Here is a 22,362-nt window from a genome sequence, read left to right as displayed (position 1 = left end):
TGGCGCGTCCTGCTGCCCCGCACTGCGCTCGCCCTACACTGTCGGCATGTCCCCTCTCCCCGGCCGGTCCGGCTCCGCGCCGTCCGCGCCGTCCGCGCCGTGCGCGCTGCCCGTCGTGCCTCCGACCCTGGAGTGGCAGCAGGACGGCCGCTTCTGGGAGATCCTCGACGCCCTGCCGCTGCCCGTGGCCGTGCTCTCCGGCGAGGGCATCGTGCTCGCCGCCAACCGCCACTGGGCCGCTGGGCCGGCAGGGCTTGCCGGGGTCGGCGCATCGTGCCTCGGGCTGTGGAGGAGCGCGGCGGCGAGCGCCCCGGCGCCGGGAGACGCTGCTCGCCTCCTCGCCGGACTCGAGCAGGTCATCGACGGCCTCGTGCAGGAGGTCCAGCTCCAGCATCGCGACGCCGCCGTCCTGACCCACATCCGGCGACACGGCGCCGTCGTCGTCGTCTCCCAGGTCCGGACCACGGAGCCCGCGGACCTCGCGCACCTGCGGCGGCTCGCCGCCCTGGTGGAGGCGTCGGGTGACGCCATCATGGCAGTCGACCCGGACCGCACCATCACCAGTTGGAACCACGCGGCCGAGGCGTTGTACGGCTACAGCGCGGACCACGCGATCGGCCGCAGCGTGGAGCTACTGGCTCCGAGGGAGGTCCCCGGGATCAGGAGGGAATTTCTCGAGGCGCTCGCGGCCGGGAGGCGTGTCTCCGCGCAGCCGGCGCTCGCCCGTCACCGGGACGGCTCGCTCATCGAAGTGTCCGTGACGTTGTCCCCGGTCTTCGACAGTGCAGGCAGGGTTGCGGGGACGACCGTCGTCACGCGCAACATCACCGAGGCCGAGCAGCAGCGTGCCGCCGCCGAGCACGAGAGGGACCGCCTCACCTTCGCGCAGGAGATCGCACATGTCGGGTCGGTCGAGGTGAATATGGTGACGGGGCACCGGTGGTGGTCGGACGAGTACTTCCGGATCCACGGCCTCCCGGTGACGGAGGAGCCGACCGAGGAACTCTGGCACTCGGTGCTGCACCCCGATGACCGTGAGCGGGTGCAGCAGGTCTGGCACGACCTCGAGTCCGGGGGCCCTCCGCTGAAACTCGTCCACAGGATCCTGCGTCCCAGCGGCGAGGTCCGCTGGGTGCACACCAGGGCGGCCGCCGAACGCCGCGACGGCGTCCTGGTGCGTCTGCTCGAAACCGCCGTGGACATCACGGAGCGCAAGCTCGCCGAGGAGGCTCTCCAACGGCTGGCGTTCCACGACCCGCTGACGGGACTCGCGAACCGCGCGCTCCTGGCGCATCGCATCGAGGAGGAACTCCACGACGGCGAGCGGGCCGGGACGCAGGTGGGCGTGCTCTTCCTCGACGTGAACCGCTTCAAGGTGGTCAACGACGGTCTGGGCCACGCCGCCGGCGACAGCCTCCTCATCCAGCTCGCCGCGCGTCTGCGGAGTGCCGTGCGCCCCACGGACACCCTGGCCCGCTTCGCGGGCGACGAGTTCGTGATCGTGTGCGCCGACCTCACCCTCGCGGCCGCCCACGACCTCGCCGGGCGCATCGCCGCCGAGGTGCAGGTCCCCTTCGACCTCCTGGGCCAGGAACTCTTCGTCAGCGTCAGTATCGGCATCGCGCTCTCCTCACCGAACGCCACCGCGGAGTCGCTCCTGCACCAGGCGGATGCGGCCATGTACTTCGCGAAGGAGGCGGGCCGGATCGACGGCGTCGTCTTCGACGAGTCGATGCACCGACAGGCCGAGACGCGCCTCGATATCGGCTCCTACCTTCCGCGTGCTGCCGAACGGGGCGAACTCGAGCTCCATTACCAACCGATCCTCCGCATCGACGGCCGGACGCCCACCGGCTTCGAGGCCCTCCTGCGCTGGCGGCACCCGAAGTACGGCCTCGTCCCGCCGGCCGAGTTCATCCCGGTCGCCGAGGAGACCGGGCTGATCGTCGAACTCGGCCGGTGGGTGCTCGAGAACGCGCTCACCCAGGCGCAGGCATGGCGCGCTCAGGTGCCTGGGGCGTCCGGACTCCGAATCGCCGTGAACCTCTCCGCCCGCCAACTGCTGGATCACGGTCTGGTCGCGACCGTCGCGGAAGCCATGGAGAACGCGGGGATCGACCCCTCGGCGGTCGAACTGGAGATCACCGAATCCGCCGTGATGAAAGACGTCGAACGGTCCATGACCACACTCACGCGGCTCCGCAGCATGGGGATCGGGCTGTCGGTCGATGACTTCGGCACCGGCTACTCCTCCCTGAGCTACCTGAGCCGACTGCCCGTCACCACCCTCAAGATCGATCGGTCGTTCGTGGAGGGACTGGACGGCAGTGACGCCCACGCACGGCCGATCGTCGCCGCGGTGACGATGATGGCCGGCGCCCTCGGACTGGATGTCGTCGCCGAAGGCGTCGAGTCCGAGGACCACCTCCGGGAGCTCGAGACCCTCGGCGTCGGGCTGGCACAGGGCTTCCTCTGGGCGGAGCCGATGCCCGGCCACGAGGTGGCGCCGTGGTTGGCAACCAGCGCGGCCGGGACCCCTTTTGACCCACGGTAGAGCGGCAGGCTATCCTTGGGAGTCGTTGTGCGTGTCCCTTCTCGATACGTCTGCGCCCTTCGGAGCGGTTCAGTTGCAGAACCACCTGGCCCGGGGGCGAAGCCGAGATTCACGGGATGACTGGTCGTATTTCAGCCCTCACCTGAAGTTCCGGTAACGCATGAATAAGCTGAGCCCGCGGGTACGGACGCTTCCGTAGTCACGGGCGACACCGAAATAGAAACGAAGGCCATAACCGTGCGTACGTACACCCCGAAGCCAGGCGACATCAACCGCCAGTGGCACGTAATCGATGCAACCGACGTCGTCCTCGGCCGTCTTGCCAGCCAGACCGCAATCCTGCTCCGCGGAAAGCACAAGCCGACCTTCGCTCCCCACATGGACATGGGCGATTTCGTCATCATCATCAACGCTGAAAAGGTAGCCCTCACCGGCTCCAAGCTCGAGCAGAAGCGCGCCTACCGCCACTCGGGCTACCCGGGCGGCCTGAAGTCGACCACCTACGTGGAACTCCTGGACAAGAACCCGGAGCGCGCAGTGGAGAAGGCCATCCGTGGCATGCTCCCCAAGAACTCCCTCGCAGCACAGCAGATCGGCAAGCTGAAGGTCTACCGCGGCGCCGAGCACCCCCACGCCGCACAGCAGCCCAAGACATACGAAATCACTCAGGTCGCCCAGTAGTCCTGGCCACCAGTACTAAGAAATCACTTCAAGGAGAACCGTGGCTGAGAACACTGAAGAGCTGAACGAACCGACCGAGGAGCTCACGAGCTACACCTCGGAGTCCACCGAAGGCGGCGAGACCGCCGTCAAGGAGCGTCCCGCGCTGACCGTCGGCGGCGGAGCCGTCGGACGCCGCAAGGAAGCTGTCGCCCGCGTGCGCCTCGTCCCCGGCACCGGCAAGTGGATCGTCAACGGGCGCGAGCTCGCCGACTACTTCCCGAACAAGCTGCACCAGCAGGAAGTCAATGACCCCTTCAAGCTCCTCGAGCTCGACGGCGCCTACGACGTCATCGCACGCATCCACGGCGGCGGGCCCTCCGGCCAGGCCGGCGCACTCCGCCTCGGAGTCGCCCGCACGCTGAACGAGATCGACCGCGAGAACAACCGCCCCGCCCTCAAGAAGGCAGGCTTCCTGACTCGTGACGCCCGCGTCATCGAGCGCAAGAAGGCCGGTCTCAAGAAGGCACGCAAGGCGCCTCAGTACTCCAAGCGCTGATCCTTCACGGACACGCCAGATGCCCGTCCGGGCCTCCCGGGCGGGCATCGTGCTTTAACCTGTTCGAGGACCCGCCCGAGCGGTTCCCTGTTCTGCATTGAGGATGATCACGATGAGCAAGTTTTTCGGAACCGACGGTGTCCGCGGCCTGGCCAACGGCCTGATCACGGCGGAGCTGTCCCTGCAGCTGGCCCAGGCCGCCGCCGTGGTCCTCGGCCACAACGCCGCTGACGGACGCCGCCCCACCGCGGTCATCGCCCGCGATCCCCGCATCAGCGGCGAGTTCATCGCGGCGGCCGTCGAGGCCGGGCTCGCCAGCTCCGGCGTCGACGTGTACGACGCCGGTGTCCTGCCGACGCCGGCCGCGGCGTTCCTCGTCGCGGACCTCGGCGCCGACTTCGGCGTCATGATCTCCGCCTCCCACAACGCGGCCCCCGACAACGGCATCAAGTTCCTGGCCCGGGGCGGCAACAAGCTCAGCGACGCGCTCGAGGACGCCATCGAGGACGAGATGGCGCAGCCCAGGCTGCGTCCCGTAGCGGGTGACGTGGGGCGTATCCAACGCTTCGCCGACGCCGAGGACCGCTACCTGGTCCACCTCCTCAGGACCCTCCCACACCGCCTCGAAGGGCTGAAGGTGGTCCTCGACTGCGCCCACGGCGCGGCGAGCGGCTGCTCGCCCGAGGTCTTCCGCGACGCCGGCGCGGACATCGTGGTCATCGGTGCGGATCCCGACGGCATCAACATCAACGACGGCTACGGCTCAACGCACCTCGAGAAGCTGCAGGCCGCGGTCCTGGAGCACGGTGCGGACCTCGGCATCGCCCACGACGGCGACGCCGACCGCTGCCTGGCCGTCGACCACGAGGGCACCGTCGTGGACGGCGACCAGATCATGGCCGTCATGGCCCTCGCCATGAAGGACGCCGGGAAGCTCAAGGACGACACCCTCGTCGCGACGGTCATGAGCAACCTGGGCCTGAAGATCGCCCTGCGCGACGCCGGCGTCACCGTCAAGGAGACCGGCGTGGGGGACCGCTACGTGCTCGAGGGGATGCGCGACGGCGGGTACAGCCTCGGTGGCGAGCAGTCCGGTCACGTCATCTTCGCCGACCACGCCACCACGGGCGACGGCGTCCTGACCGGCCTCCAGCTGGCCTCCCGCATGGCCGGGACCGGCAAGAGCCTCAAGGAACTCGCAGCCGTCATGACGAAGCTGCCCCAGGTGCTCATCAACGTCAAGGGCGTGGACCGCTCCGCCGTGACCTCGGACGACGGCGTACAGGGCGCGGTCCGTGAGGCCGAGACCGCCCTCGGCGAGACCGGGCGCGTACTGCTGCGCCCCTCGGGCACCGAACCGGTGGTGCGGGTCATGGTCGAGGCGGCCGACCTCGCGACCGCCCAGCGTATCGCCGACGGCCTCGCCGCGACGGTCCAGGAGCGGCTCGCCCTCGAACCGGTCGCCTGACTCGACGGTCCAGCCCGGCCGGCGCGCACGAGTAGGACCGGTCCGCACGACCCGACGGCCTCGCTCGGCGCGTACGCGTGCGTCTAGCCGGCAGGGCCGGACGCCGCCCTCGGCACGACGACGAGCTGCGATTCGCCCGGTAGCTCGACACCCCGTGGGGTCCGGAACGCGATCGGCAGCCCCCGGGCGGTCGGCCAGTCGGTGCTGTCCGTGACCTGGACGTGCACGTGCGGCTGCGTGCTGTTCCCCGAATTGCCGCACTCACCGACCGGCCGGCCCTCCCGCACAGGCGACCCGACGCCGACGCGCAGCGAGGACCGGCGCAGGTGGGCGACCAGCACGAAGGGTCCATCCGCGCCCAGGGCGATGACCACGTGGTTGCCGGCGACGGCACCCGGGCCGTGCCGGAGGCGCTGCGCCTGCCCGGCCATGTACGGCAGGAGTGCCAGCTGGGACCGCCGCGCCGCGTGGTCCTCCTCGCCGTCGTGGGCGACGACGACGACGCCCCCGGCCGGGGCGAGCACCGGCGCACCGAATCCGACGAAGCGCTCTGCCGGTTCCGTGGCGACCAGGCTCCGCCAGCTCCTCGGGGCGGACCGGCCGCCGGCGTCCACGGGGACGAGGTCGATCGCATAGGTGGTGCCCATCAGGTCCGTCCCGTGGCTCGGGACGCGACGCGCCGGGCTGTTGCGGGCGCGGAACCTCCCCTCGAGCGGGTAGCGCAGCAGCACCGGGCCGCCGTCGTCCACGGGATCCGTCATGCGCTCCATTGTGGTCTTCGCCGGTCGCCGGGGCGAGGGCGAGACCGGGAGCGAGGCCCGGAACGGCGGAGCCCCGGAGCGGAGCGCTGCCTCCACGGCGGCAGGGCCCTGCCGCGACAGGCGCCGTCAGTCCGCGCGGGCAGCACCGCCCCGGACGCACGAGGACACCTGCGCCCGGCACGGCCGGTCGCAGTCGGCAGCGCTGCTGGAGGAACCGCGCGGCGCCCCCGCGAGCAGGCGCTCGACGGCGTCGTCGTACCGCGACAGCGCGATCTCCGCGATCAGCGGACTCGGCAGCAGGGGCGCACTCACGATGTCGGCGCCGGCCTCCGCCAACCGGTCGTGGAAGTAGCCGGGGGCCAGCAGGTAGGACGCGACCGCGACCGTCCGGTCCGACCCCGCCCGCTGGGCCTCGACGGCGTCGGGGACGGACGGGACGGCTTTCGACCCGAACCCCGCCCCTACCCGGCCCGTCCTGAGCGCGGCGAGGACGGCCTGCACCTCGGCGACGTCCTCCGCGGCACAGGCGTCGGAGGACCCCGCGGCGGCCAGCACCACGGCGTCGGCGTCGTCCACCCCTGCCTCGTCGAGCCGCTGCTGCAGCACCCGGGCGAGCCGCGGATCCGGCCCCAGCGGGAGGGCCGACACCGTTCCGGGCCGGCTCGCCGCCGCGCGGGCGATGTCCACCTTGACGTGATAGCCGACGGAGAGCAGCAGCGGCACGACGACGGCGGGGCGGCCGGCCGCAAGGGACGCCACCACGTCCACGAGGTCCGGCTCCTGCACATCGACGTACGCCTCGCGGACCTCCACCTCCGGGCGGAGCGCCATGATCCCCGCACGCACGGCGTCGATCGCGCGCCGGCCCCGGGCGTTGTCGGTGCCGTGGGAGCAGGCGATGAGGACGGGCGGGGGCCCCGGCTCCGGATTCGCGGTCATGGCTGCCATTGAAGCACCGGCCACGCCTCAGGAGGCAACGTGGACCTCGACGATGCCGTCCCTGCACCGCACCGGGTAGGCCTGCAGCCCCTCGCCGCCGGACAGGCAGGCCCCGGTCGCGAGGTCGTAGACCTCCTTGTGGAGGGGCGAGGCTATGGTGGGTGCCGTTCCCCGTGATCCGATGATGCCCCGCGCCATGACGGCGGCCCGGGTCCGTGGATCGATGTTGCCGACGGCGTGCACCCTGTCGCCGGGCAGGCGGAACAGGGCGATCTGCTCCCGGTCCACCAGCGCAGCCTCCCCCCAGCACTCCTCGAGATCGTCGATGCGGCAGACGGCGACCCAGGTACTCGAGGGCGCGGGACGCTGCAGGATGAGCTCGGTCATGGCGTTCTCCTCGGTGACGGGATGCGTTCCTGCAACGCTAGGCGGCGGACGTGTCATCGACGTCGCGGCGCCGTTGCGCCGCGGTAACGTGCGCCTCACGGCGCGGAGTCCCGCCGGTGAGCCCGAAGTTAACGTGGCGACACATCGGCGACACATCCGGGAAATTGCCTGTTCGTACCGTGGAGGGAGCAGCGGGAGCGCCCCGGTCCGGACGGAAGGCACCACATGAGCGAGACCCGATCATCCCGACCCGCCGAGGCGGACGCCGTGCCGCGGGAGCGGCGCGTCGTCGTCGTGGGCGGGGGGCCCGCCGCCCACCGCCTGGTCGAGGCTCTGTGGCGGCGCGGCATGGAGGGGCTGCACATCACGGTCCTGACCGAGGAGGCGCACGCACGGTACGACCGCGTGGCCCTGAGCACCGCGCTGACCGGCGACGTGGACCTCGGACTCGGGGAGCCGCTCATGTGGCGGGAGCCCGCGATCAGGCTCGTGACGGGCGAGCAGGCGGTCCGCCTGGACCTCGCGGCGCGGTGCGTCGAGGGCGCCTCCGGCGAGAGATACGCGTACGACGACGTCGTGCTGGCCACCGGCTCGGAGGCCGTGCGCCTGCCCCTGCCGGGGTCCGAGCACGCCGCGGTCTACCGCACCCTCGACGACGTGCAGTGGCTGCGCACCGAGACGGCCCGGCTGGCGGCCTCCCTCGGCCGGGCTCCCCGCGCCGTCATCATCGGGGGCGGGCTGCTCGGCCTCGAAGCGGCCGGCGGACTCCAGCAGCTCGGCGCCTCGTCCACGGTGGTCAACCGTGCCGGCTGGCTGATGAACGCGCAGCTCGACCAGGGCGGCGGCCAGGCGCTCGGCCGGCTCATCAGCGCCAAGGGGCTGGGTATCCACTGCGGGGGAGCGCCCGTCGCCATCGGGACGGACGACGGCGGCAGCGTCACGGACGTGACCCTGAGCGACGGCGCCGTCCTCCCGGCCGACCTCGTGGTGTTCGCCGTCGGCATCCGGCCGCGTGACGAGCTCGCCCGCGCCGCGGGACTCGACGTGGCACCCCGCGGCGGCGTGGTGATCAACGCGGCCTGCGGAACCGGGAGGCCCGGCGTCTGGGCGATCGGGGAGGTGGCGAACTACGAGGGCGTCAGCATGGGGCTGGTGGCTCCCGCGAACGCGATGGCGGAGGTCTGCGCCGACGGAATCCTCGGAGGCCACTCCGGCTTCGCCGGCTTCGACACCGCCACCAAGCTCAAGCTCTCGGGCGTCGAGGTCGCGAGCTTCGGCGACGCGCTCGCGGAGACGGACGGCAGCCTCGAGATCGTCTACGCCGATCCCGCCAGGGGGCTCTACCAGAAGCTCGTGGTCACCGACGACGCCAGGACCCTCCTCGGCGGGATCTTCGTGGGCGACGCCGCACCCTACTCCGCGCTGAGACCGCTGCTGGGGCGCGAACTGCCGGGCGAGCCCGGCGCCTACCTCTCCTCGGCCGGGGGAGGCGACGCCCCGCCGTCGGACCTGCCCGACGACGTCATCCTCTGCTCCTGCAACAACGTGACGGCCGGGGCCTGCCGGTCCGCAGTCCACGGACTCGGCCCGGACGGGTCCGCCGCGGAGCCCGCGCTCGACCTCCCGGCCCTCAAGGCGTGCTCGCGCGCCGGCACGCAGTGCGGCTCCTGCGTCCCCATGCTGAAGAAGCTGCTCGACACCGAACTCACGAAGGCGGGCCGGGCCGTCACGAAGGGCATCTGCGAGCACTTCGCGATGTCACGGCCCGAACTCTTCGAAGCCATCCAGGCCCTCGACCTCGCGTCCTTCCAGGAGATCATCCGGCGTTTCGGTGTCTCCGAGGAGGCGAGGACCGGGTACGGCTGCGACATCTGCAAGCCGGCCATCGGCTCCATCCTCGCCACGCAGCGCGGGGAATACGTGCTCGACGGCGGACGCGGGACCCTGCAGGACACCAACGACCGCGCGCTCGCGAACATGCAGCGCAACGGCACCTACTCCGTGGTGCCCCGCATCCCCGGTGGGGAGATCACGCCGCAGAAGCTCGCGGTCATCGCGCAGGTCGCCGAGCAGTTCGGCCTGTACGTGAAGCTGACCGGCGCGCTGCGGATCGACCTCTTCGGAGCCCGGCTGGAGCAGCTGCCGGAGATCTGGAAGATCCTCGTGGAGGCCGGGTTCGAATCCGGGCAGGCCTACGGCAAGGCGCTGCGGAACGTGAAGTCCTGTGTGGGGTCCACCTGGTGCCGGTTCGGTGTGCAGGACTCCGTGGCGATGGCCATCGACCTGGAGCTGCGGTACCGCGGGCTGCGGGCCCCGCACAAGTTCAAGATGGGCGTGTCGGGGTGCGCGCGCGAGTGCGCGGAGGCCCGGAGCAAGGACGTCGGCGTGATCGCCACCGACCAGGGCTGGAACCTCTACGTCGGGGGGAACGGCGGCTTCCAGCCCGCGCACGCGCAACTCCTCGCCCAGGACCTCGACGGCGAGACCCTCGTCCGCTACATCGACCGCTACCTCATGTACTACATCCGCACCGCCGACCGCATGCAGCGCACCGCGCGGTGGATGGACGATCTCGACGGGGGCCTCGATCACGTGCGCGACGTCGTCATCGGGGACTCCCTCGGCATCGCTGCGGACCTCGAGGCCGCGATGGCCAGGCACGTCGAGCACTACGAGGACGAATGGGCCGCCACCCTCAAGGACCCGGACAGGCTCCGCCGTTTCAGGTCCTTCGTCAACGCACCCGACGCCGCCGACCAGTCGATCGTCCTCGTCGAGGAGCGCGGCCAGCGCCGCCCCGCCACCCAGGCGGAGATCGACGCCGGAGCCGCCCGCGTGGGTCTGGGCGCAGTGATCCCCGTCCGCGTCCCGACGGGACCGGCAGCAGCAGAGACTCAGGAGGGCTGACCGGTGCAGCTGGAGATCGATCTGAACGGACACCGCGTGGTGGTCGTCGGCCACGCGCGGGAGGCGCGGCGGATCGTCACCCGGTACCAGGCTGCCGGAGCCGACGTCGATCGTTTCGACACGGTCGCCTCCGCCGTCGACGAACTCGACGGCGCCACTCTGGTGGTCCGGGTGGACGGCGCAGCTGCGGCACCACCGCAGGGGTCTGCGCAGGACGGCGTCCTGCGGCAGCGGTGCAGGGACGCCGGCGTGCTCCTGACCCGGGAACCGGCGGCCTCGGACACCGGGCACGTGAGCCTGGTCGGCGGCGGACCGGGCGCCCGGGGACTCCTGACCCTCGACGCGGCCGCCGCTCTCAGGGACGCCGACGTCGTCCTCTACGACCGGCTCGGGCCCACGGAGTCCCTGGCGGAGCTGGCACCCTCGGCGGAGCTCGTCGACGTCGGGAAACTGCCCGGCCATCACCGCGTACCGCAGGCCGGTATCAACGCCCTCCTGGTGCAGCACGCCCTCGCCGGACGGCACGTGGTGCGGCTGAAGGGCGGCGACCCCTTCGTGTTCGGGCGCGGGAGCGAGGAGCTCGCCGCGTGCCTCGAGGCGCGGGTGCCCTGCACCGTGCTGCCGGGCATCAGCTCGTCGATCGCCGTCCCGGCGGCCGCGGGGATCCCCGTCACGCACCGCGGCGTCAGCCACCTGTTCACCGTGGTCTCCGGGCACGCACCGCTGACCGACGACGAACACCGTCACCTCGCCGGCCTCGGCGGGACCATCGTGATCCTCATGGGCGTCTCGACGCTGCCCCAGCTCGTCGCGGGTCTCGGCAGGGCCGGGATGCGCCCCGACATGCCGGTCGCCGTCGTCGAGCGCGGCTACAGCGCATCACAGCGGACGACGTCGGGGACGCTGTCGACGATCGTCACCGCCGCGGGTGCCGCACGCTGCCAGTCGCCCGCGGTCCTGGTCATCGGCGAGGTGGTGCGGGTGGGGCTCCAGCTGCAGGGTAGCGCCGCGCACCTCGCGCGTCTGACGGAGTCGCTGGCGTCATGAACGACGCCATCCGTTCCGACGGTTCCGCCGGCCAGCTCGCCGGATTCCGCATCGGTGTGACCTCGGACCGCCGGTCCGGTGACCTGATCGACGCCCTCGAGCGGCGGGGCGCCTCGGTGTTCCACGCACCGGCACTGAAGATCGCACCGATCGCGGAGGATGTGGCACTCCTCGCGGACACCGCCGCGGTGGTGTCCGCCCGCCCGGACCTCTTCATCATCACGACCGCGTACGGGATGCGCCGCTGGTTCGAAGCGGCCGATGCCGCGGGGCTGGGCGACGACCTGCTCGACGTGCTCGGGAACGGCCGGATCCACGTCCGGGGGCCGAAGGCCAGGGGAGCGGTGCGCGCGGCCGGGCTGGACGACGTCGGCATCAGCTCCGACGAGACGACGGCGACCCTCGTGGACCAGATCCTCCGGGAGGACCTCAGGGGCCTCACGATCGCCGTCCAGCTGCACGCCTACGCCGACGAGCACCAGCTCGAACGGCTCCGGGCCGCGGGCGCCACGCTGCTCACCGTCACGCCCTACCGGTGGATCAAGCCGGAGGGTTCCGAACGGCTGCCGCGGCTCATCGAGGCCGTGTGCGCCGGGCAGCTCGACTGCGTCACGTTCACGAGCGCACCGGCGGTCGACGCCCTGTTCAGCACCGCGGCCGAGCAGGGCATGCAGGAGGACCTCGTGCACCGGTTCCGGCACGGCGTCCTCGCGGCCGCCGTCGGGCCGGTGACGGCGCAGCCCCTGCTCGACGCCGGGATCACGCCCATCGTCCCCGAGCGGTTCCGCATGGGTGCGCTGATCCGACTGGTCTGCGACCAGCTGGCCGAGCACCACGTGGAGCAGCTCTCCACGCGCTCCGGCCACGTCGAGGTGCGCGGCCGGGCCGTGCGGGTGGACGGCGTCCGGGTTGATCTCGCCCCCGCCCAGCTGGCACTCCTCAAGGCCCTGCTGGCGGCCCGCGGCGCCGTCCTCAGCCGGGAGGCACTGACCAACCTCCTCACCCCGGCCGGCGCGCCGCATGCACTGGACATGAGCGTCAACCGCCTGCGGAAGTCCCTGCCGGACCCGACCCTGATCGAGACGGTCGTCAAGCGCGGGTACCGTCTGCACCTCTGACCGGCCCCACCCCGGGATCCGGACCGGCACCGCCTCACGACGCGACCGCCGCGGCGAAGTGCCCCTCGATGACGGCCCGGATGTCGTCGTGGCATCCGCCGCACCCCGTCCCGGCCCGTGTGGCAGTCGAGACGTCCTGCACGGAGGCGCACCCGGCGGCCACGGACTCCTGCACCGACCCGCGGGTGACGCCGGCACAGCGGCACAGCGTGGCCGCCGGACCAGGAGGCGAGGCGGCCGGCAGCCCCTCCGCGCTGTCGAGCCGCAGCAGGCTGGAGCGATCCGCCGGGAGTTCGCTGCCGCGCTCGAACAGCAGGACCAGTTCGGCTCCCGTACGCGGCATCCCCACGCACACGAGGCCGGTGAGGACGCCGTCGCGCGTGACCATCCTCGCGTAGCGTCCGTGCCCCGGGTCCGCCCACTCAGCCACCGCGAGGCCCGGCTCCACGGTCCAGGGGTCCACGTCCGTCTCACCCGCGACCACGGCGTCGACGCCGCGGGCCTTCAGCACGACGACGGCATCACGGCGTCCGGCAGCACCAGCGCCCGGACCTCCGCCGGACCCGTCGCCCGGCCAGTCGCCCGGCCCGCGGGCGTCCCCGGACAGTTCCGCGGCGAAGGCTTCCCCGAGGGCATCCGCCTGCTGCCACCCCGGCCCGATGAGGCCCTGGGGTGCGGTGACGCCCGCGCACGCCGCGCAGGAGAGGCGGAGGCAGCACACCTCCGCGCAGTCGCCGATGGCCCAGATGTCCTCCGTGCCGACCGCACGCAGCGAATGGTCCACGAGGATGCCGTCCGCGACCGCCAGGTCGCTGCCCTCGGCGAGCTCCGTCCGCGGACGCACGCCGCACGCGAGCACGAGCGCGCTGCCGTGGACGCGTGTCCCGCCGTCCAGGCCGACCCCCGCGAATCGCCCGTCCTCCAGCTCGATCCCCGTGGTCGTCCCGGCCACCACGTTGATGCCGGCGTGCCGCAATGCGGCCGCCAACACCCGTGCGCCGTCCCCTAGGAGCCGTTCCATGGGGGAGCGGCCGTGGTGGACGAGGGTGATGCGCCCACCCTCCTCGGCCGCGGCGAGAGCGGCCTCGATCCCGAGGATGCCGCCGCCCAGCACGACGATCCGCTGCTGTGCGGTGAGCGCGGTGGCCACCGCCCGGGCGTCGCGGAGGTCGCGGAGGAAGCTGACCCCGGGTGGGAGCGGCGAGGTCTCGGGCCCGTCCAGGCCCTTCAGCTTCGGGCGGACGGGGCGGGAGCCGGTCGCGAGGACCAGCCGGTCGTAGTCGATGGCCTCGCCGCCGGTCAGCAGCACACGGCGGAACGGCCGGTCGATGCGTGCCACGGAGGCGCCCAGGCGCACGTCGATGCCCGAGGACCGGAGCGTGTCCGCGTCGGCGAGCCGGATGGCCGCTTCAGGGGTGCGGCCGACGGCGACATCGGCCACGAGCACCCGGTTGTAGGCGGCGTCGGCCTCCTGGCCGATCACGGTCAGGGCGACCAGCCCCGCGGCGACGAGGGGTTCGAGGTGTTCGACGAGCCGCGCCGCGACGGGTCCGAACCCGACGACGACGACGCGGCACGGGATGGAGCATTCCGGCGGTCTCATGCGACGACCTCCGGCCCGTCCGCGCGGACGCTGTCGTCCCGCGGACCCGGACGTGCCACGCGGACGGGAGTCGTCTTGAACTCCGGCATGCCCGACACCGGGTCCGTGCTGCCGCCCGTCAGCCGGTTCGCCGACCCGGCGTCCGCGAAGTGGAAGGCCAGGAAGACCGTGTCCTGGCGGATGTCGGGGGTGAGGTCCGCCAGCGCCCGGGCCTCGCCGTGGGGGCTCGTCACGACCACGCGCTCGTCCTGCGCGATGCCGAGGTCCTGGGCCGTGGAGGGATGGAGTTGCAGCCGCGGGGCCGGTTGTGCCGCGAGCAGCGCCGGGACGCGCCGGGTCTGGGTGCCGGACTGGTAGTGCTCGAGGAGCCGGCCCGTGGCCAGGAGCAGCGGGCGCGGCCGACGTGCCGCCGTCGTGGCGGTCCGCGGGACGACGGGGACCAGCACGGCACGGCCGTCGGCGTGCGCGAAGGCGTCGACGAAAAGCCGCGGTGTCCCGGTGCTGCCCGCCGGGTACGGCCAGTACGCGGGGGCGCCGGCGTCGAGCACGTCGTAGTCCAGACCCGAGTAGTCCGCGGGGCCGCCGGCGCTGGCGCGGGCGAGCTCGTCGAACATGGTGGACGGGTCCTCGCTGAACCGGGAGGGCGCGTCCAGCCGACGCGCGAGCTCCCGCATGATCCACAGCTCGCTCCGGGCACCCGGGGGCGGGTCGACGGCCCGGCGCCTCCGCAGGATCCTGCCCTCCAGGTTCGTCACCGTGCCGTCCTCCTCGGCCCACTGCAGGACCGGCAGGACGACGTCCGCGAGCGCCGCGGTCTCCGACAGGAAGAAGTCGGACACCACGAGGAGGTCGAGGGAGCGCAGGCCCGCGATGACCGTGGCGGCGTCGGGCGCGGAGACGGCGACGTTCGCGCCGTGCACGAAGAGGCAGCGCGTGCCGCCGGGCTTCCCGAGCGAGGCGAGGAGTTCGACGGCGGGCAGGCCCGGCCCGGGGATCAGCTCCTCCGGGACGTCCCAGACGGCGGCGACGTGGGCCCGCGCCGCCGGATCGGTGATCTTCCGGTAGCCGGGGAGCTGGTCGGCTTTCTGCCCGTGCTCCCGACCGCCCTGCCCGTTGCCCTGGCCCGTGAGCGTCCCGTAGCCGCTGTGGGCCGTGCCCGGGAGTCCGAGGAGCAGCGCGAGGTTGATGGCGGCCGTGGTCGTGTCCGTGCCGTCGGCGTGCTGCTCGATGCCCCGGCCGGTCAGGATGTAGGCGCCGTGGCTGCCGTCGGAGCCGCGCCTGGCCCCCGCTGCGAGGAGCCGCGCGACGGCACGCAGGGCCGCCGCAGGGACGCCCGTGATGCCCTGCACGCGTTCCGGCCACCATTGCGCGAGGCCACGGACGACGCCGTCGTACCCGCTGGTCCGGGCCTCGAGGAAGCGGTCGTCGGTCAAGCCCTCCGCCACCACGATGTGGGCCAGGCCCAGGAGCAGGGCGAGGTCCGTACCGGGGGTGGGCTGCAGGTGGATCCCCCTGCCCTGGTCGGTCAGCCGGGCGGTCGCCGACCGCCGAGGGTCGACGACGACCAGGCCGCCCGCGGCCTGGGCCCCTGCCAGGTGCTGGACGAAGGGAGGCATGGTGTCGGCGGCGTTCGAGCCGAGAAGCAGGACCACGGACGCGTCTGCGAGGTCCTCGAGGGGGAAGGGGAGGCCGCGGTCGAGACCGAAGGCCCGGTTGCCGGCGGCGGCCGCCGAGGACATGCAGAACCGGCCGTTGTAGTCGATGCGGGACGTGCGCAGCGCGAGGCGGGCGAACTTGCCGAGCGTGTAGGCCTTCTCGTTGGTGAGTCCGCCGCCACCGAACACCGCGACGGCGTCCCGGCCGTGTCCGGCCTGGATGCCCAGGACGCGGTCGCGGATGAGGTCCAGCACGGTGTCCCACGCGGTTTCCCGGAGGACGCCGTCGGCGTCGCGGAGCAGCGGCGCGGTGAGGCGGTCGGGATGCTGGAGCAGTTCCGCCGCGGACCATCCCTTGCGGCACAGCCCGCCCCGGCTGGTGGGGAAGTTGCGGCCCTCCACGCGGGCCCCGCCGCCGTGTGTCACGGACGCGGTGACCGTCATGGCGCACTGGAGGGCGCAGTAGGGGCAGTGCGTGTGCTGCCCGGTCCCTGCCTGCTGCATCGGTCAGACCTTGCCGAGGGTCGAGGAGCGGCGGAGGTAGAAGAACCAGGTGACGGCGAGCATGAGGACGTACCCTCCGACGAAGCCGTAGAACGCACCGTCGTAGCTGCCCGAGGCGCCCTTCGAGGCGTTGAGCACCTGCGGGATCAGGAAGCCGCCGTACGCGCCGACCGCCGAGATCAGTCCGAGGGCCGCGGCGGACTTGCGGCCGGTGCTCACCGACTCCCGGAGTTCGGACCCTGCTGCGGCGCCGCGCCGGGCGAAGATGACGGGGATCATCCGGTAGGTCGCCCCGTTGCCCGCACCGGCCGCCGCGAAGAGGACGAGGAACAGGCCGAGGAAGAGCCAGAAGTCGGCCAGGGGGAGTGTCCAGACGACGGCCAGGGCGACCGCGGCCATGACCGCGAAGGCGCACACGGTGATCGCTGCTCCGCCGAAGCGGTCCGCCATGCGGCCGCCGAAGGGCCGCGCGAGGGACCCCACCAGGGGGCCGAGGAACGCGAGGGACAGTGTCGCCGGTCCCATGGCGATCGTCGAGAAGGCGGGGAAGGAATCGACGATCAGCTTCGGGAAGACTCCGGCGAACCCGATGAACGAGCCGAACGTCCCGATGTAGAGCAGCGCCATGATCCACAGGTGCGGTTCACGGACGGCGGCCAGGGACCCGGCGAGGTCGCTTCGGGCGCTGGAGAGGTTGTCCATGAACTTCCAGGCGCCGAAGGCGGCGGCGAGGATCAGGGGCACCCAGATCCAGCCGGCGAGGGGGAGGTCCAGGGTCGCGGCGGCACCCAGGGCGACGGCGATGGGCACCACCAGTTGGGCGACGGCGGCGCCGAGGTTCCCGCCCGCCGCGTTCAGGCCGAGCGCCCACCCCTTCTCCCGTGCGGGGAAGAAGAACGTGATGTTCGCCATCGAGCTCGCGAAGTTGCCGCCGCCGAAGCCCGCCAGCGCTGCCACGGCGAGCATCACCCCGAACGGGGTCTCGGGGTTCGAGACGCACAGTCCGAGTCCGATGGTCGGGATCAGCAGGAGCAGGGCGGAGATGATGGTCCAGTTCCGGCCCCCCAGCCTCGGCACCATGAACGTGTAGGGGATGCGCAGCGTCGCTCCGACGAGGGACGGCATGGAGATCAGCCAGAAGATCTGCGAGGTGGAGAAGGTGAAGCCCGCCGCCGGCAGGTACACCACGACGATCGACCACAGCTGCCAGACCACGAATCCGAGGAACTCGCAGGCGATGGACCACTGCAGGTTGCGCCGCGCGATGGCCTTGCCGCCACTGTTCCACTGGAGGGTGTCCTCGGCGTCCCAGTTGTCGATCCACCGGCCGGGCCGGTGGACCAGCGCGGGCGCGCTCGTCGCCGGTGCGGGAGACGCTGTCGCCAGGGCGGCAGATGCTGCTTCGTCGATGCTCACGGAAGTCCTCCAGGGGCTGGTGCGGCTGCTTCCCCCGACGCTAGCGAGCGCGCGTTTCCGTCCCCCGCGTGCCGCGTAAACGCTCCGTGACGTTCACCTATCCACGCCGGGCCGGTACCGTGAGGTCTCGGGTGCACGCCGCGGAGCGGACACCCGATCCCACGAAGGAGGACGACCATGAGGGTCCTTGTCACCGGATCCACGGAAGGGCTCGGACGGGCGGCCGCGGAGGACCTCCTGCGGCAGGGGCACGACGTCGTCGTGCATGCCCGCACCGGGGAGCGGGCCGGCGCACTGGCACCGCTCACGGCACAGGGTGCGGGGCTCGTGGTGGGGGACTTCGGGGACCGCAGGGCGGTCCTCCGGATCGCTGCCGAGTTGAACGAGGGCGAGTCGCCCGACGCCGTCATCCACAACGCGGGACTCTGGAGCGGACCAGCGGTCATGCCCGTCAACGTGATCGCCCCCTACCTCCTGACCGCACTGCTCGAGGGCCCGCGACGCCACGTGTACCTGAGCAGCGGCTCGCACTACAGCGGGCGTCCGTCCCTGCACGGCGTGGACTGGCGGGGCCGCATGCCGGGACGCTACGGGGACAGCAAGCTCTTCCTCACCACGTTCTCCGCGGCACTGGCCCGCCTGCGCCCCGACGTCCTGAGCAACGCGGTGGATCCGGGCTGGGTCCCCACACGGATGGGCGGCCCCGACGCGCCCGACGACCTCGACCTCGGTCACCGGACCCAGGTGTGGCTCGCGACGGCCGAGGACCCCGAGGCACTCGTGACCGGTGAATACTGGTTCCACCGTGCCCGGCGGCAACCCCACGCCGCCGTGCACGACCTCGAGTTCCAGGACCGGCTGCTCGACGCCCTGGCAAAGGAGACGGGCGTCCCGCTGCCCGGGAGCCGCTGACCCCTCGAGCCGCTCAGGACGAGGGGAGCGCTTCAGTAGGACGGCGCCGGCGGGAGGCCGAAGTGCTCCTCGAGGGTCTCCGTCCCGGCCGCCTTCATGGCCAGGGCGACGTCCCTGCCCACATAGCGGAAGTGCCAGGATTCCGCCGAGAAGCCCGTGATCTCGTGGAACCCGAGCGGGTAGCGCAGGATGAACCCGAACTCGGCCGCGTTCCCCGCCGCCCACTGCGCAGCGGGCGTGTCCTTGAAGCAGAGCACCAGGGTGCAGGCGCCGTCGGCCTGCGCGATGTCGAAGGCGAGGCCGGTCTGGTGCTCCGAGTAGCCCGGACGGGCGGACACGGTGTCCGCGCCGGCCGGGCCGCCGTACTGGCCCACCCAGTACGCGTAGGTCGATTCCTGGTCCGCGAACGATCGGTACCCGCTGACCATGGTCAGGTCCACGCCGTCGGCCGCCGCCGCCGCGAACATCTCCTCCACCGCCGTCGCCGCGTCGGGGCGCAGGAGGTCGAAGCCGGTGGGGGTGGCGACGTCGGGCCGGCGCAGGTCGGCGGGCGCGTAGTCCAGGGGCGTCAGGGGCCTGCGTTTGTTCACGACGACGTCGACGGCAGCGGGGTCCGTGTGCGCGGCCGGGGCGGGGGTCGCGGCGACCGTTGCTGCCGGTGCGCTCGCGGCGGGACGGGGTGCGCGCTGGGGGGGGTGCGCGCTGGGGCGGGGCGGGCAGGTCCCCGGAGGGCATCGGGCCCGACCCCGCAGTGGTCCCCGACGAGGCGGTGGTCCCCGACGCGGGGCCGGGGGAAGCCTCGGACGCCGGGTTTGGCCCGGAGCAGGCAGAGAGCATCACGACGAGGACCACCCACGGCAGGACGCGCACGCTCAGGTCTTCCGCAGGAGCATACGCCGCACCGAGTGGTCGGCGTCCTTAGTGAGCACCAGCTGGGCCCTGCCGCGTGTGGGCAGGACGTTGGCCACGAGATTGGGCTCGTTGATGCGCTCCCAGATACCGGTCGCCGTCCGGCGGGCCTCCTCGTCGCTGAGGTCCGCGTACCGGTGGAAGTAGGACTCCGGGTTGGCGAACGCACCGGAGCGCAGGGACTGGAAGCGGTGGATGTACCACTCCTTGATATAGGCGGTCTTCGCGTCCACGTAGATGGAGAAGTCGAAGAAGTCGCTCAGCGCGAGTCCGGTGATGCCGTCGGGCCGCGGCCGCGCCGGGGCGAGGACGTTCAGCCCCTCGACGATGAGGACGTCGGGACGGCGGACCACGATCTCACGGCCCGGCACGATGTCGTAGGTGAGGTGCGAGTACGAGGGGGCGCGGACCTCGGCGGCACCGCTCTTGACCTCGCTGACGAAGCGCAGGAGCCGCCGGCGGTCGTAGGACTCGGGGAACCCCTTGCGCTGCATGAGGCCCCGGCGGTGGAGTTCCGCATTCGGGTAGAGGAACCCGTCCGTGGTGATCAGGGCCACATCGGGGGTGTCGGGCCAGCGCCGCAGGAGCTCGCGCAGCACCCTCGCCGTCGTCGACTTGCCCACCGCCACGGACCCGGCGACGCCGATCACGAAGGGCGTGCGGGTGGTGCGCTCACCGAGGAACGTGTTGGTGGCGGCGTGCAGCTGGTCGGCCGCGGCCGTGTAGAGGTTCAGCAGGCGGGAGAGGGGGAGGTAGACCTCCCGCACCTCGTCGAGGTTCAGCGCGTCGCCCAGGCCCCGCAGCCGCTGGACGTCCTCGAAGTTCAACGGACTCTTCATCTCGTGGGACAAGCGGGACCACGTCTGGCGGTCGAGTTCCACGAAGGGGGTGAAGGATTCGGCGCTGACGGCCTGCTGCGTCCCCATGCCTCTGTCGCTCACCCGATGATTCTGCCCGCTGGTCTGCGCATTAACAAACACAGCCGCAGGTACTCTGGATGTCATGTGTGGAATCGTTGGATATGTGGGCCGGGACAACGGCCAGGGATCATCGGTGCTCGACTCTGTCGCCCCGGCGTTCGATCGGGAGGCGTCCGAAGCGCAGCACGGCGCCCTCGACGTCGTGATGGAGGGCCTCCGGCGCCTCGAGTACCGCGGGTACGACTCGGCCGGGGTGGCGGTGATCACCCCCGGCGGCATCGAGTCGCGGAAGAAGGCGGGCAAGCTGACCAACCTCGTCGCCGAGCTCGAGGCCGACCCGCTGCCGCGCTCCCTGACCGGGATCGGGCACACGCGGTGGGCGACCCACGGCGGCCCGACCGACCAGAACGCGCATCCGCACCTCGCCGACGACGGCAGGCTCGCGGTGATCCACAACGGCATCATCGAGAACTACGCCGAGCTCAAGGCCGAGCTGACCGGTGAGGGGCTGTCCTTCATCTCCGACACCGACACCGAGGTCGCGGCCGGGCTCCTGGGCCAGCTGTACCGCGGACTCGTCGACAGCGGCACCGAGGGCGATCTCCTGACCCTCGCCCTGCAGCAGGCCTGCCAGCGCCTCGAAGGCGCCTTCACGCTCCTCGCCATCCACCAGGACCAGCCCGGCGTCGTCGCCGCCGGCCGCCGCAACTCCCCGCTCGTGGTGGGGCTCGGCGACGGCGAGAACTTCCTCGGCTCCGACGTCTCCGGCTTCATCGACTTCACGCGCCGCGCCGTGGAGCTCGGCCAGGACCAGATCGTCACCATCACGCCCGACGACGTCACCATCACCGACTTCTTCGGGGCCCCCGCCGAGGGCACCGAGTTCCACGTCAGCTGGGACGCCGCCGCCGCCGAGAAGGGCGGCTTCGACTCCTTCATGGAGAAGGAGATCCACGACCAGCCCGACGCCGTCGGCCAGACCCTCCTCGGCCGCTCCGGCGTCGACGGCAACCTGATGCTCGACGAACTGCGCATCGACGAGGCGATCCTGCGCTCCGTCGACAAGATCGTGGTGCTCGCGTGCGGCACGTCCGCCTACGCCGGCCAGGTGGCCAAGTACGCCATCGAGCACTGGTGCCGCATCCCCACCGAGGTGGAGCTGTCCCACGAGTTCCGGTACCGCGACCCCATCGTGAACGAGAAGACCCTCGTCGTCGCGATCTCGCAGTCCGGGGAGACCATGGACACCCTCATGGCGGTCCGGTACGCGCGGGAGCAGGGCGCCAAGGTCGTGGCGATCTGCAACACCAACGGCTCCACCATCCCGCGCGAGTCCGACGCCGTGCTGTACACGCACGCAGGCCCGGAGATCGCCGTCGCCTCGACGAAGGCCTTCCTCGCGCAGATCACCGCCGCCTACCTGCTGGGCCTGTACCTCGCGCAGCTGCGCGGCAACAAGTACCGCGACGAGATCGCCGACGTCCTCGCCGACCTCTCGACCATTCCGGGCAAGATCCAGTCCATCCTCGACGACGCCGACAAGATCAAGCAGCTCGGCACCGACATGGCCAACGCCAAGTCCGTGCTGTTCCTCGGCCGCCACGTGGGCTTCCCCGTGGCGATGGAGGGGGCCCTGAAGCTCAAGGAGCTGGCGTACATCCACGCGGAGGGCTTCGCCGCGGGCGAGCTCAAGCACGGGCCGATCGCGCTGATCGAGGAGGGCCAGCCCGTCGTCGTGGTCATGCCGTCCCCCAGCAGCCGCAATTCCCTGCACGCCAAGGTGGTCTCCAACGTCCAGGAGATCCGCGCGCGCGGCGCCGTGACGATCGTCATCGCCGAGGAGGGGGACACCACGGTCGAGGCCTACTCGGAGCACGTGTTCTACGTGCCGGCGACACCGACGCTGCTCGCCCCGCTGCTGACCACGGTGCCGCTGCAGATCTTCGCCCTGGCCCTCGCCAGCGCCAAGGGCTACGACGTCGACCAGCCCCGGAACCTGGCGAAGTCGGTCACGGTTGAGTAGTCCCCTCCAGGGGCCGCTGC

At 71.9% G+C, this 22,362-nt stretch carries 17 protein-coding genes; 9 read left to right on the top strand and 8 right to left on the bottom strand.

Features of this window, described 5'->3' with window-relative positions; all coding sequences use genetic code 11:
- The first annotated feature begins 46 nt into the window (after window positions 1-46).
- From ACSGDB_RS04970 to glmM, 4 genes are all read left to right on the top strand, one after another.
- Window positions 47-2,554, top strand: a complete 2,508-nt coding sequence (locus tag ACSGDB_RS04970) for a putative bifunctional diguanylate cyclase/phosphodiesterase (protein WP_434993337.1) — start codon at window positions 47-49, stop codon at window positions 2,552-2,554.
- Between the two features lie 237 nt (window positions 2,555-2,791).
- Window positions 2,792-3,235: a 50S ribosomal protein L13 gene (rplM, locus tag ACSGDB_RS04965; RefSeq protein ID WP_043440690.1), complete on the top strand. Its 444-nt coding sequence runs from the start codon at window positions 2,792-2,794 to the stop codon at window positions 3,233-3,235.
- A gap of 40 nt (window positions 3,236-3,275) precedes the next feature.
- Window positions 3,276-3,773, top strand: a complete 498-nt coding sequence (gene rpsI, locus ACSGDB_RS04960) for a 30S ribosomal protein S9 (RefSeq protein ID WP_043440692.1) — start codon at window positions 3,276-3,278, stop codon at window positions 3,771-3,773.
- A 112-nt stretch (window positions 3,774-3,885) separates the two neighbouring features.
- Window positions 3,886-5,241 carry a phosphoglucosamine mutase gene (gene glmM / locus ACSGDB_RS04955; protein WP_434993334.1) on the top strand — a complete coding sequence of 452 codons (1,356 nt, stop codon included), beginning with the start codon at window positions 3,886-3,888 and terminating at the stop codon, window positions 5,239-5,241.
- Between the two features lie 83 nt (window positions 5,242-5,324).
- On the opposite strand, the gene ACSGDB_RS04950 is transcribed toward glmM, so the two are convergent.
- The 3 genes from ACSGDB_RS04950 to nirD form a co-directional block, all read right to left on the bottom strand.
- Window positions 5,325-6,002, bottom strand: coding sequence for a M23 family metallopeptidase (locus tag ACSGDB_RS04950; RefSeq protein ID WP_434993333.1), 678 nt, complete (start codon window positions 6,000-6,002; stop codon window positions 5,325-5,327).
- A gap of 126 nt (window positions 6,003-6,128) precedes the next feature.
- Complete coding sequence (locus ACSGDB_RS04945) at window positions 6,129-6,950, bottom strand: sirohydrochlorin chelatase (protein WP_434993332.1); 822 nt, start codon at window positions 6,948-6,950, stop codon at window positions 6,129-6,131.
- An 18-nt stretch (window positions 6,951-6,968) separates the two neighbouring features.
- Complete coding sequence (gene nirD, locus ACSGDB_RS04940; RefSeq protein ID WP_434993331.1) at window positions 6,969-7,328, bottom strand: nitrite reductase small subunit NirD; 360 nt, start codon at window positions 7,326-7,328, stop codon at window positions 6,969-6,971.
- 225 nt (window positions 7,329-7,553) lie between these two features.
- Between nirD and nirB the strand changes: the two genes are divergently transcribed.
- Genes nirB through ACSGDB_RS04925 form a run of 3 tightly spaced genes read left to right on the top strand, consistent with a single transcriptional unit; the run spans window position 7,554 to window position 12,400 of the window.
- On the top strand, window positions 7,554-10,235 hold the full coding sequence (nirB, locus tag ACSGDB_RS04935; protein ID WP_434993330.1) for a nitrite reductase large subunit NirB: 2,682 nt from the start codon (window positions 7,554-7,556) through the stop codon (window positions 10,233-10,235).
- 3 nt (window positions 10,236-10,238) lie between these two features.
- Window positions 10,239-11,282 carry a uroporphyrinogen-III C-methyltransferase gene (gene cobA / locus ACSGDB_RS04930; RefSeq protein ID WP_434993329.1) on the top strand — a complete coding sequence of 348 codons (1,044 nt, stop codon included), beginning with the start codon at window positions 10,239-10,241 and terminating at the stop codon, window positions 11,280-11,282.
- On the top strand, window positions 11,279-12,400 hold the full coding sequence (locus ACSGDB_RS04925) for a uroporphyrinogen-III synthase (protein ID WP_434993328.1): 1,122 nt from the start codon (window positions 11,279-11,281) through the stop codon (window positions 12,398-12,400). Before cobA ends, ACSGDB_RS04925 begins: the two co-directional genes overlap by 4 nt.
- Before the next feature lie 34 nt (window positions 12,401-12,434).
- Here the strand turns inward: ACSGDB_RS04925 and ACSGDB_RS04920 are convergent, their stop codons facing one another.
- From ACSGDB_RS04920 to ACSGDB_RS04910, 3 genes are read right to left on the bottom strand one after another with little or no spacing between them, the layout of a single operon-like run.
- Window positions 12,435-14,003, bottom strand: coding sequence for an FAD-dependent oxidoreductase (locus ACSGDB_RS04920; protein ID WP_434993326.1), 1,569 nt, complete (start codon window positions 14,001-14,003; stop codon window positions 12,435-12,437).
- On the bottom strand, window positions 14,000-16,162 hold the full coding sequence (locus ACSGDB_RS04915) for a molybdopterin oxidoreductase family protein (RefSeq protein ID WP_434993325.1): 2,163 nt from the start codon (window positions 16,160-16,162) through the stop codon (window positions 14,000-14,002). Before ACSGDB_RS04915 ends, ACSGDB_RS04920 begins: the two co-directional genes overlap by 4 nt.
- A 3-nt stretch (window positions 16,163-16,165) precedes the next feature.
- Window positions 16,166-17,578, bottom strand: a complete 1,413-nt coding sequence (locus tag ACSGDB_RS04910; RefSeq protein WP_434993324.1) for an MFS transporter — start codon at window positions 17,576-17,578, stop codon at window positions 16,166-16,168.
- A 177-nt stretch (window positions 17,579-17,755) separates the two neighbouring features.
- Here ACSGDB_RS04910 and ACSGDB_RS04905 point away from each other — a divergent pair, with 177 nt between their 5' ends.
- A complete protein-coding gene (locus ACSGDB_RS04905) occupies window positions 17,756-18,490 on the top strand; it encodes an SDR family NAD(P)-dependent oxidoreductase (protein ID WP_434993323.1) in 735 nt (244 codons plus the stop codon).
- A 32-nt stretch (window positions 18,491-18,522) separates the two neighbouring features.
- On the opposite strand, the gene ACSGDB_RS04900 is transcribed toward ACSGDB_RS04905, so the two are convergent.
- Both ACSGDB_RS04900 and coaA read right to left on the bottom strand, forming a co-directional pair.
- Complete coding sequence (locus ACSGDB_RS04900) at window positions 18,523-19,080, bottom strand: M15 family metallopeptidase (RefSeq protein ID WP_434993322.1); 558 nt, start codon at window positions 19,078-19,080, stop codon at window positions 18,523-18,525.
- Window positions 19,081-19,362: 282 nt separating this feature from the next.
- Window positions 19,363-20,325 carry a type I pantothenate kinase gene (gene coaA / locus ACSGDB_RS04895; RefSeq protein WP_434993559.1) on the bottom strand — a complete coding sequence of 321 codons (963 nt, stop codon included), beginning with the start codon at window positions 20,323-20,325 and terminating at the stop codon, window positions 19,363-19,365.
- 76 nt (window positions 20,326-20,401) lie between these two features.
- Between coaA and glmS the strand changes: the two genes are divergently transcribed.
- A complete protein-coding gene (gene glmS / locus ACSGDB_RS04890; RefSeq protein ID WP_434993321.1) occupies window positions 20,402-22,342 on the top strand; it encodes a glutamine--fructose-6-phosphate transaminase (isomerizing) in 1,941 nt (646 codons plus the stop codon).
- Window positions 22,343-22,362 lie beyond the last annotated feature (20 nt).

Origin of the sequence: Arthrobacter sp. Ld5 (assembly GCF_051172775.1) — a bacterium.
Classification (GTDB): Bacteria; Actinomycetota; Actinomycetes; order Actinomycetales; family Micrococcaceae; genus Arthrobacter_D.
Note: the sequence above shows the minus strand (reverse complement) of the source record. Positions and strands in the feature narration are given on the sequence as shown.

Excerpts from the sequence above, each read along its gene's own strand:
- ACSGDB_RS04905 (WP_434993323.1), top strand. The coding sequence starts at position 17,756 with ATGAGGGTCCTTGTCACCGGATCCACGGAAGGGCTCGGACGGGCGGCC.
- nirD (WP_434993331.1), bottom strand. The coding sequence starts at position 7,328 with ATGACCGAGCTCATCCTGCAGCGTCCCGCGCCCTCGAGTACCTGGGTC.
- nirB (WP_434993330.1), top strand. The coding sequence starts at position 7,554 with ATGAGCGAGACCCGATCATCCCGACCCGCCGAGGCGGACGCCGTGCCG.
- ACSGDB_RS04950 (WP_434993333.1), bottom strand. The coding sequence starts at position 6,002 with ATGACGGATCCCGTGGACGACGGCGGCCCGGTGCTGCTGCGCTACCCG.
- ACSGDB_RS04915 (WP_434993325.1), bottom strand. The coding sequence starts at position 16,162 with ATGCAGCAGGCAGGGACCGGGCAGCACACGCACTGCCCCTACTGCGCC.
- ACSGDB_RS04945 (WP_434993332.1), bottom strand. The coding sequence starts at position 6,950 with ATGGCAGCCATGACCGCGAATCCGGAGCCGGGGCCCCCGCCCGTCCTC.
- glmS (WP_434993321.1), top strand. The coding sequence starts at position 20,402 with ATGTGTGGAATCGTTGGATATGTGGGCCGGGACAACGGCCAGGGATCA.
- ACSGDB_RS04920 (WP_434993326.1), bottom strand. The coding sequence starts at position 14,003 with ATGAGACCGCCGGAATGCTCCATCCCGTGCCGCGTCGTCGTCGTCGGG.
- glmM (WP_434993334.1), top strand. The coding sequence starts at position 3,886 with ATGAGCAAGTTTTTCGGAACCGACGGTGTCCGCGGCCTGGCCAACGGC.
- ACSGDB_RS04970 (WP_434993337.1), top strand. The coding sequence starts at position 47 with ATGTCCCCTCTCCCCGGCCGGTCCGGCTCCGCGCCGTCCGCGCCGTCC.
- coaA (WP_434993559.1), bottom strand. The coding sequence starts at position 20,325 with ATGGGGACGCAGCAGGCCGTCAGCGCCGAATCCTTCACCCCCTTCGTG.
- ACSGDB_RS04925 (WP_434993328.1), top strand. The coding sequence starts at position 11,279 with ATGAACGACGCCATCCGTTCCGACGGTTCCGCCGGCCAGCTCGCCGGA.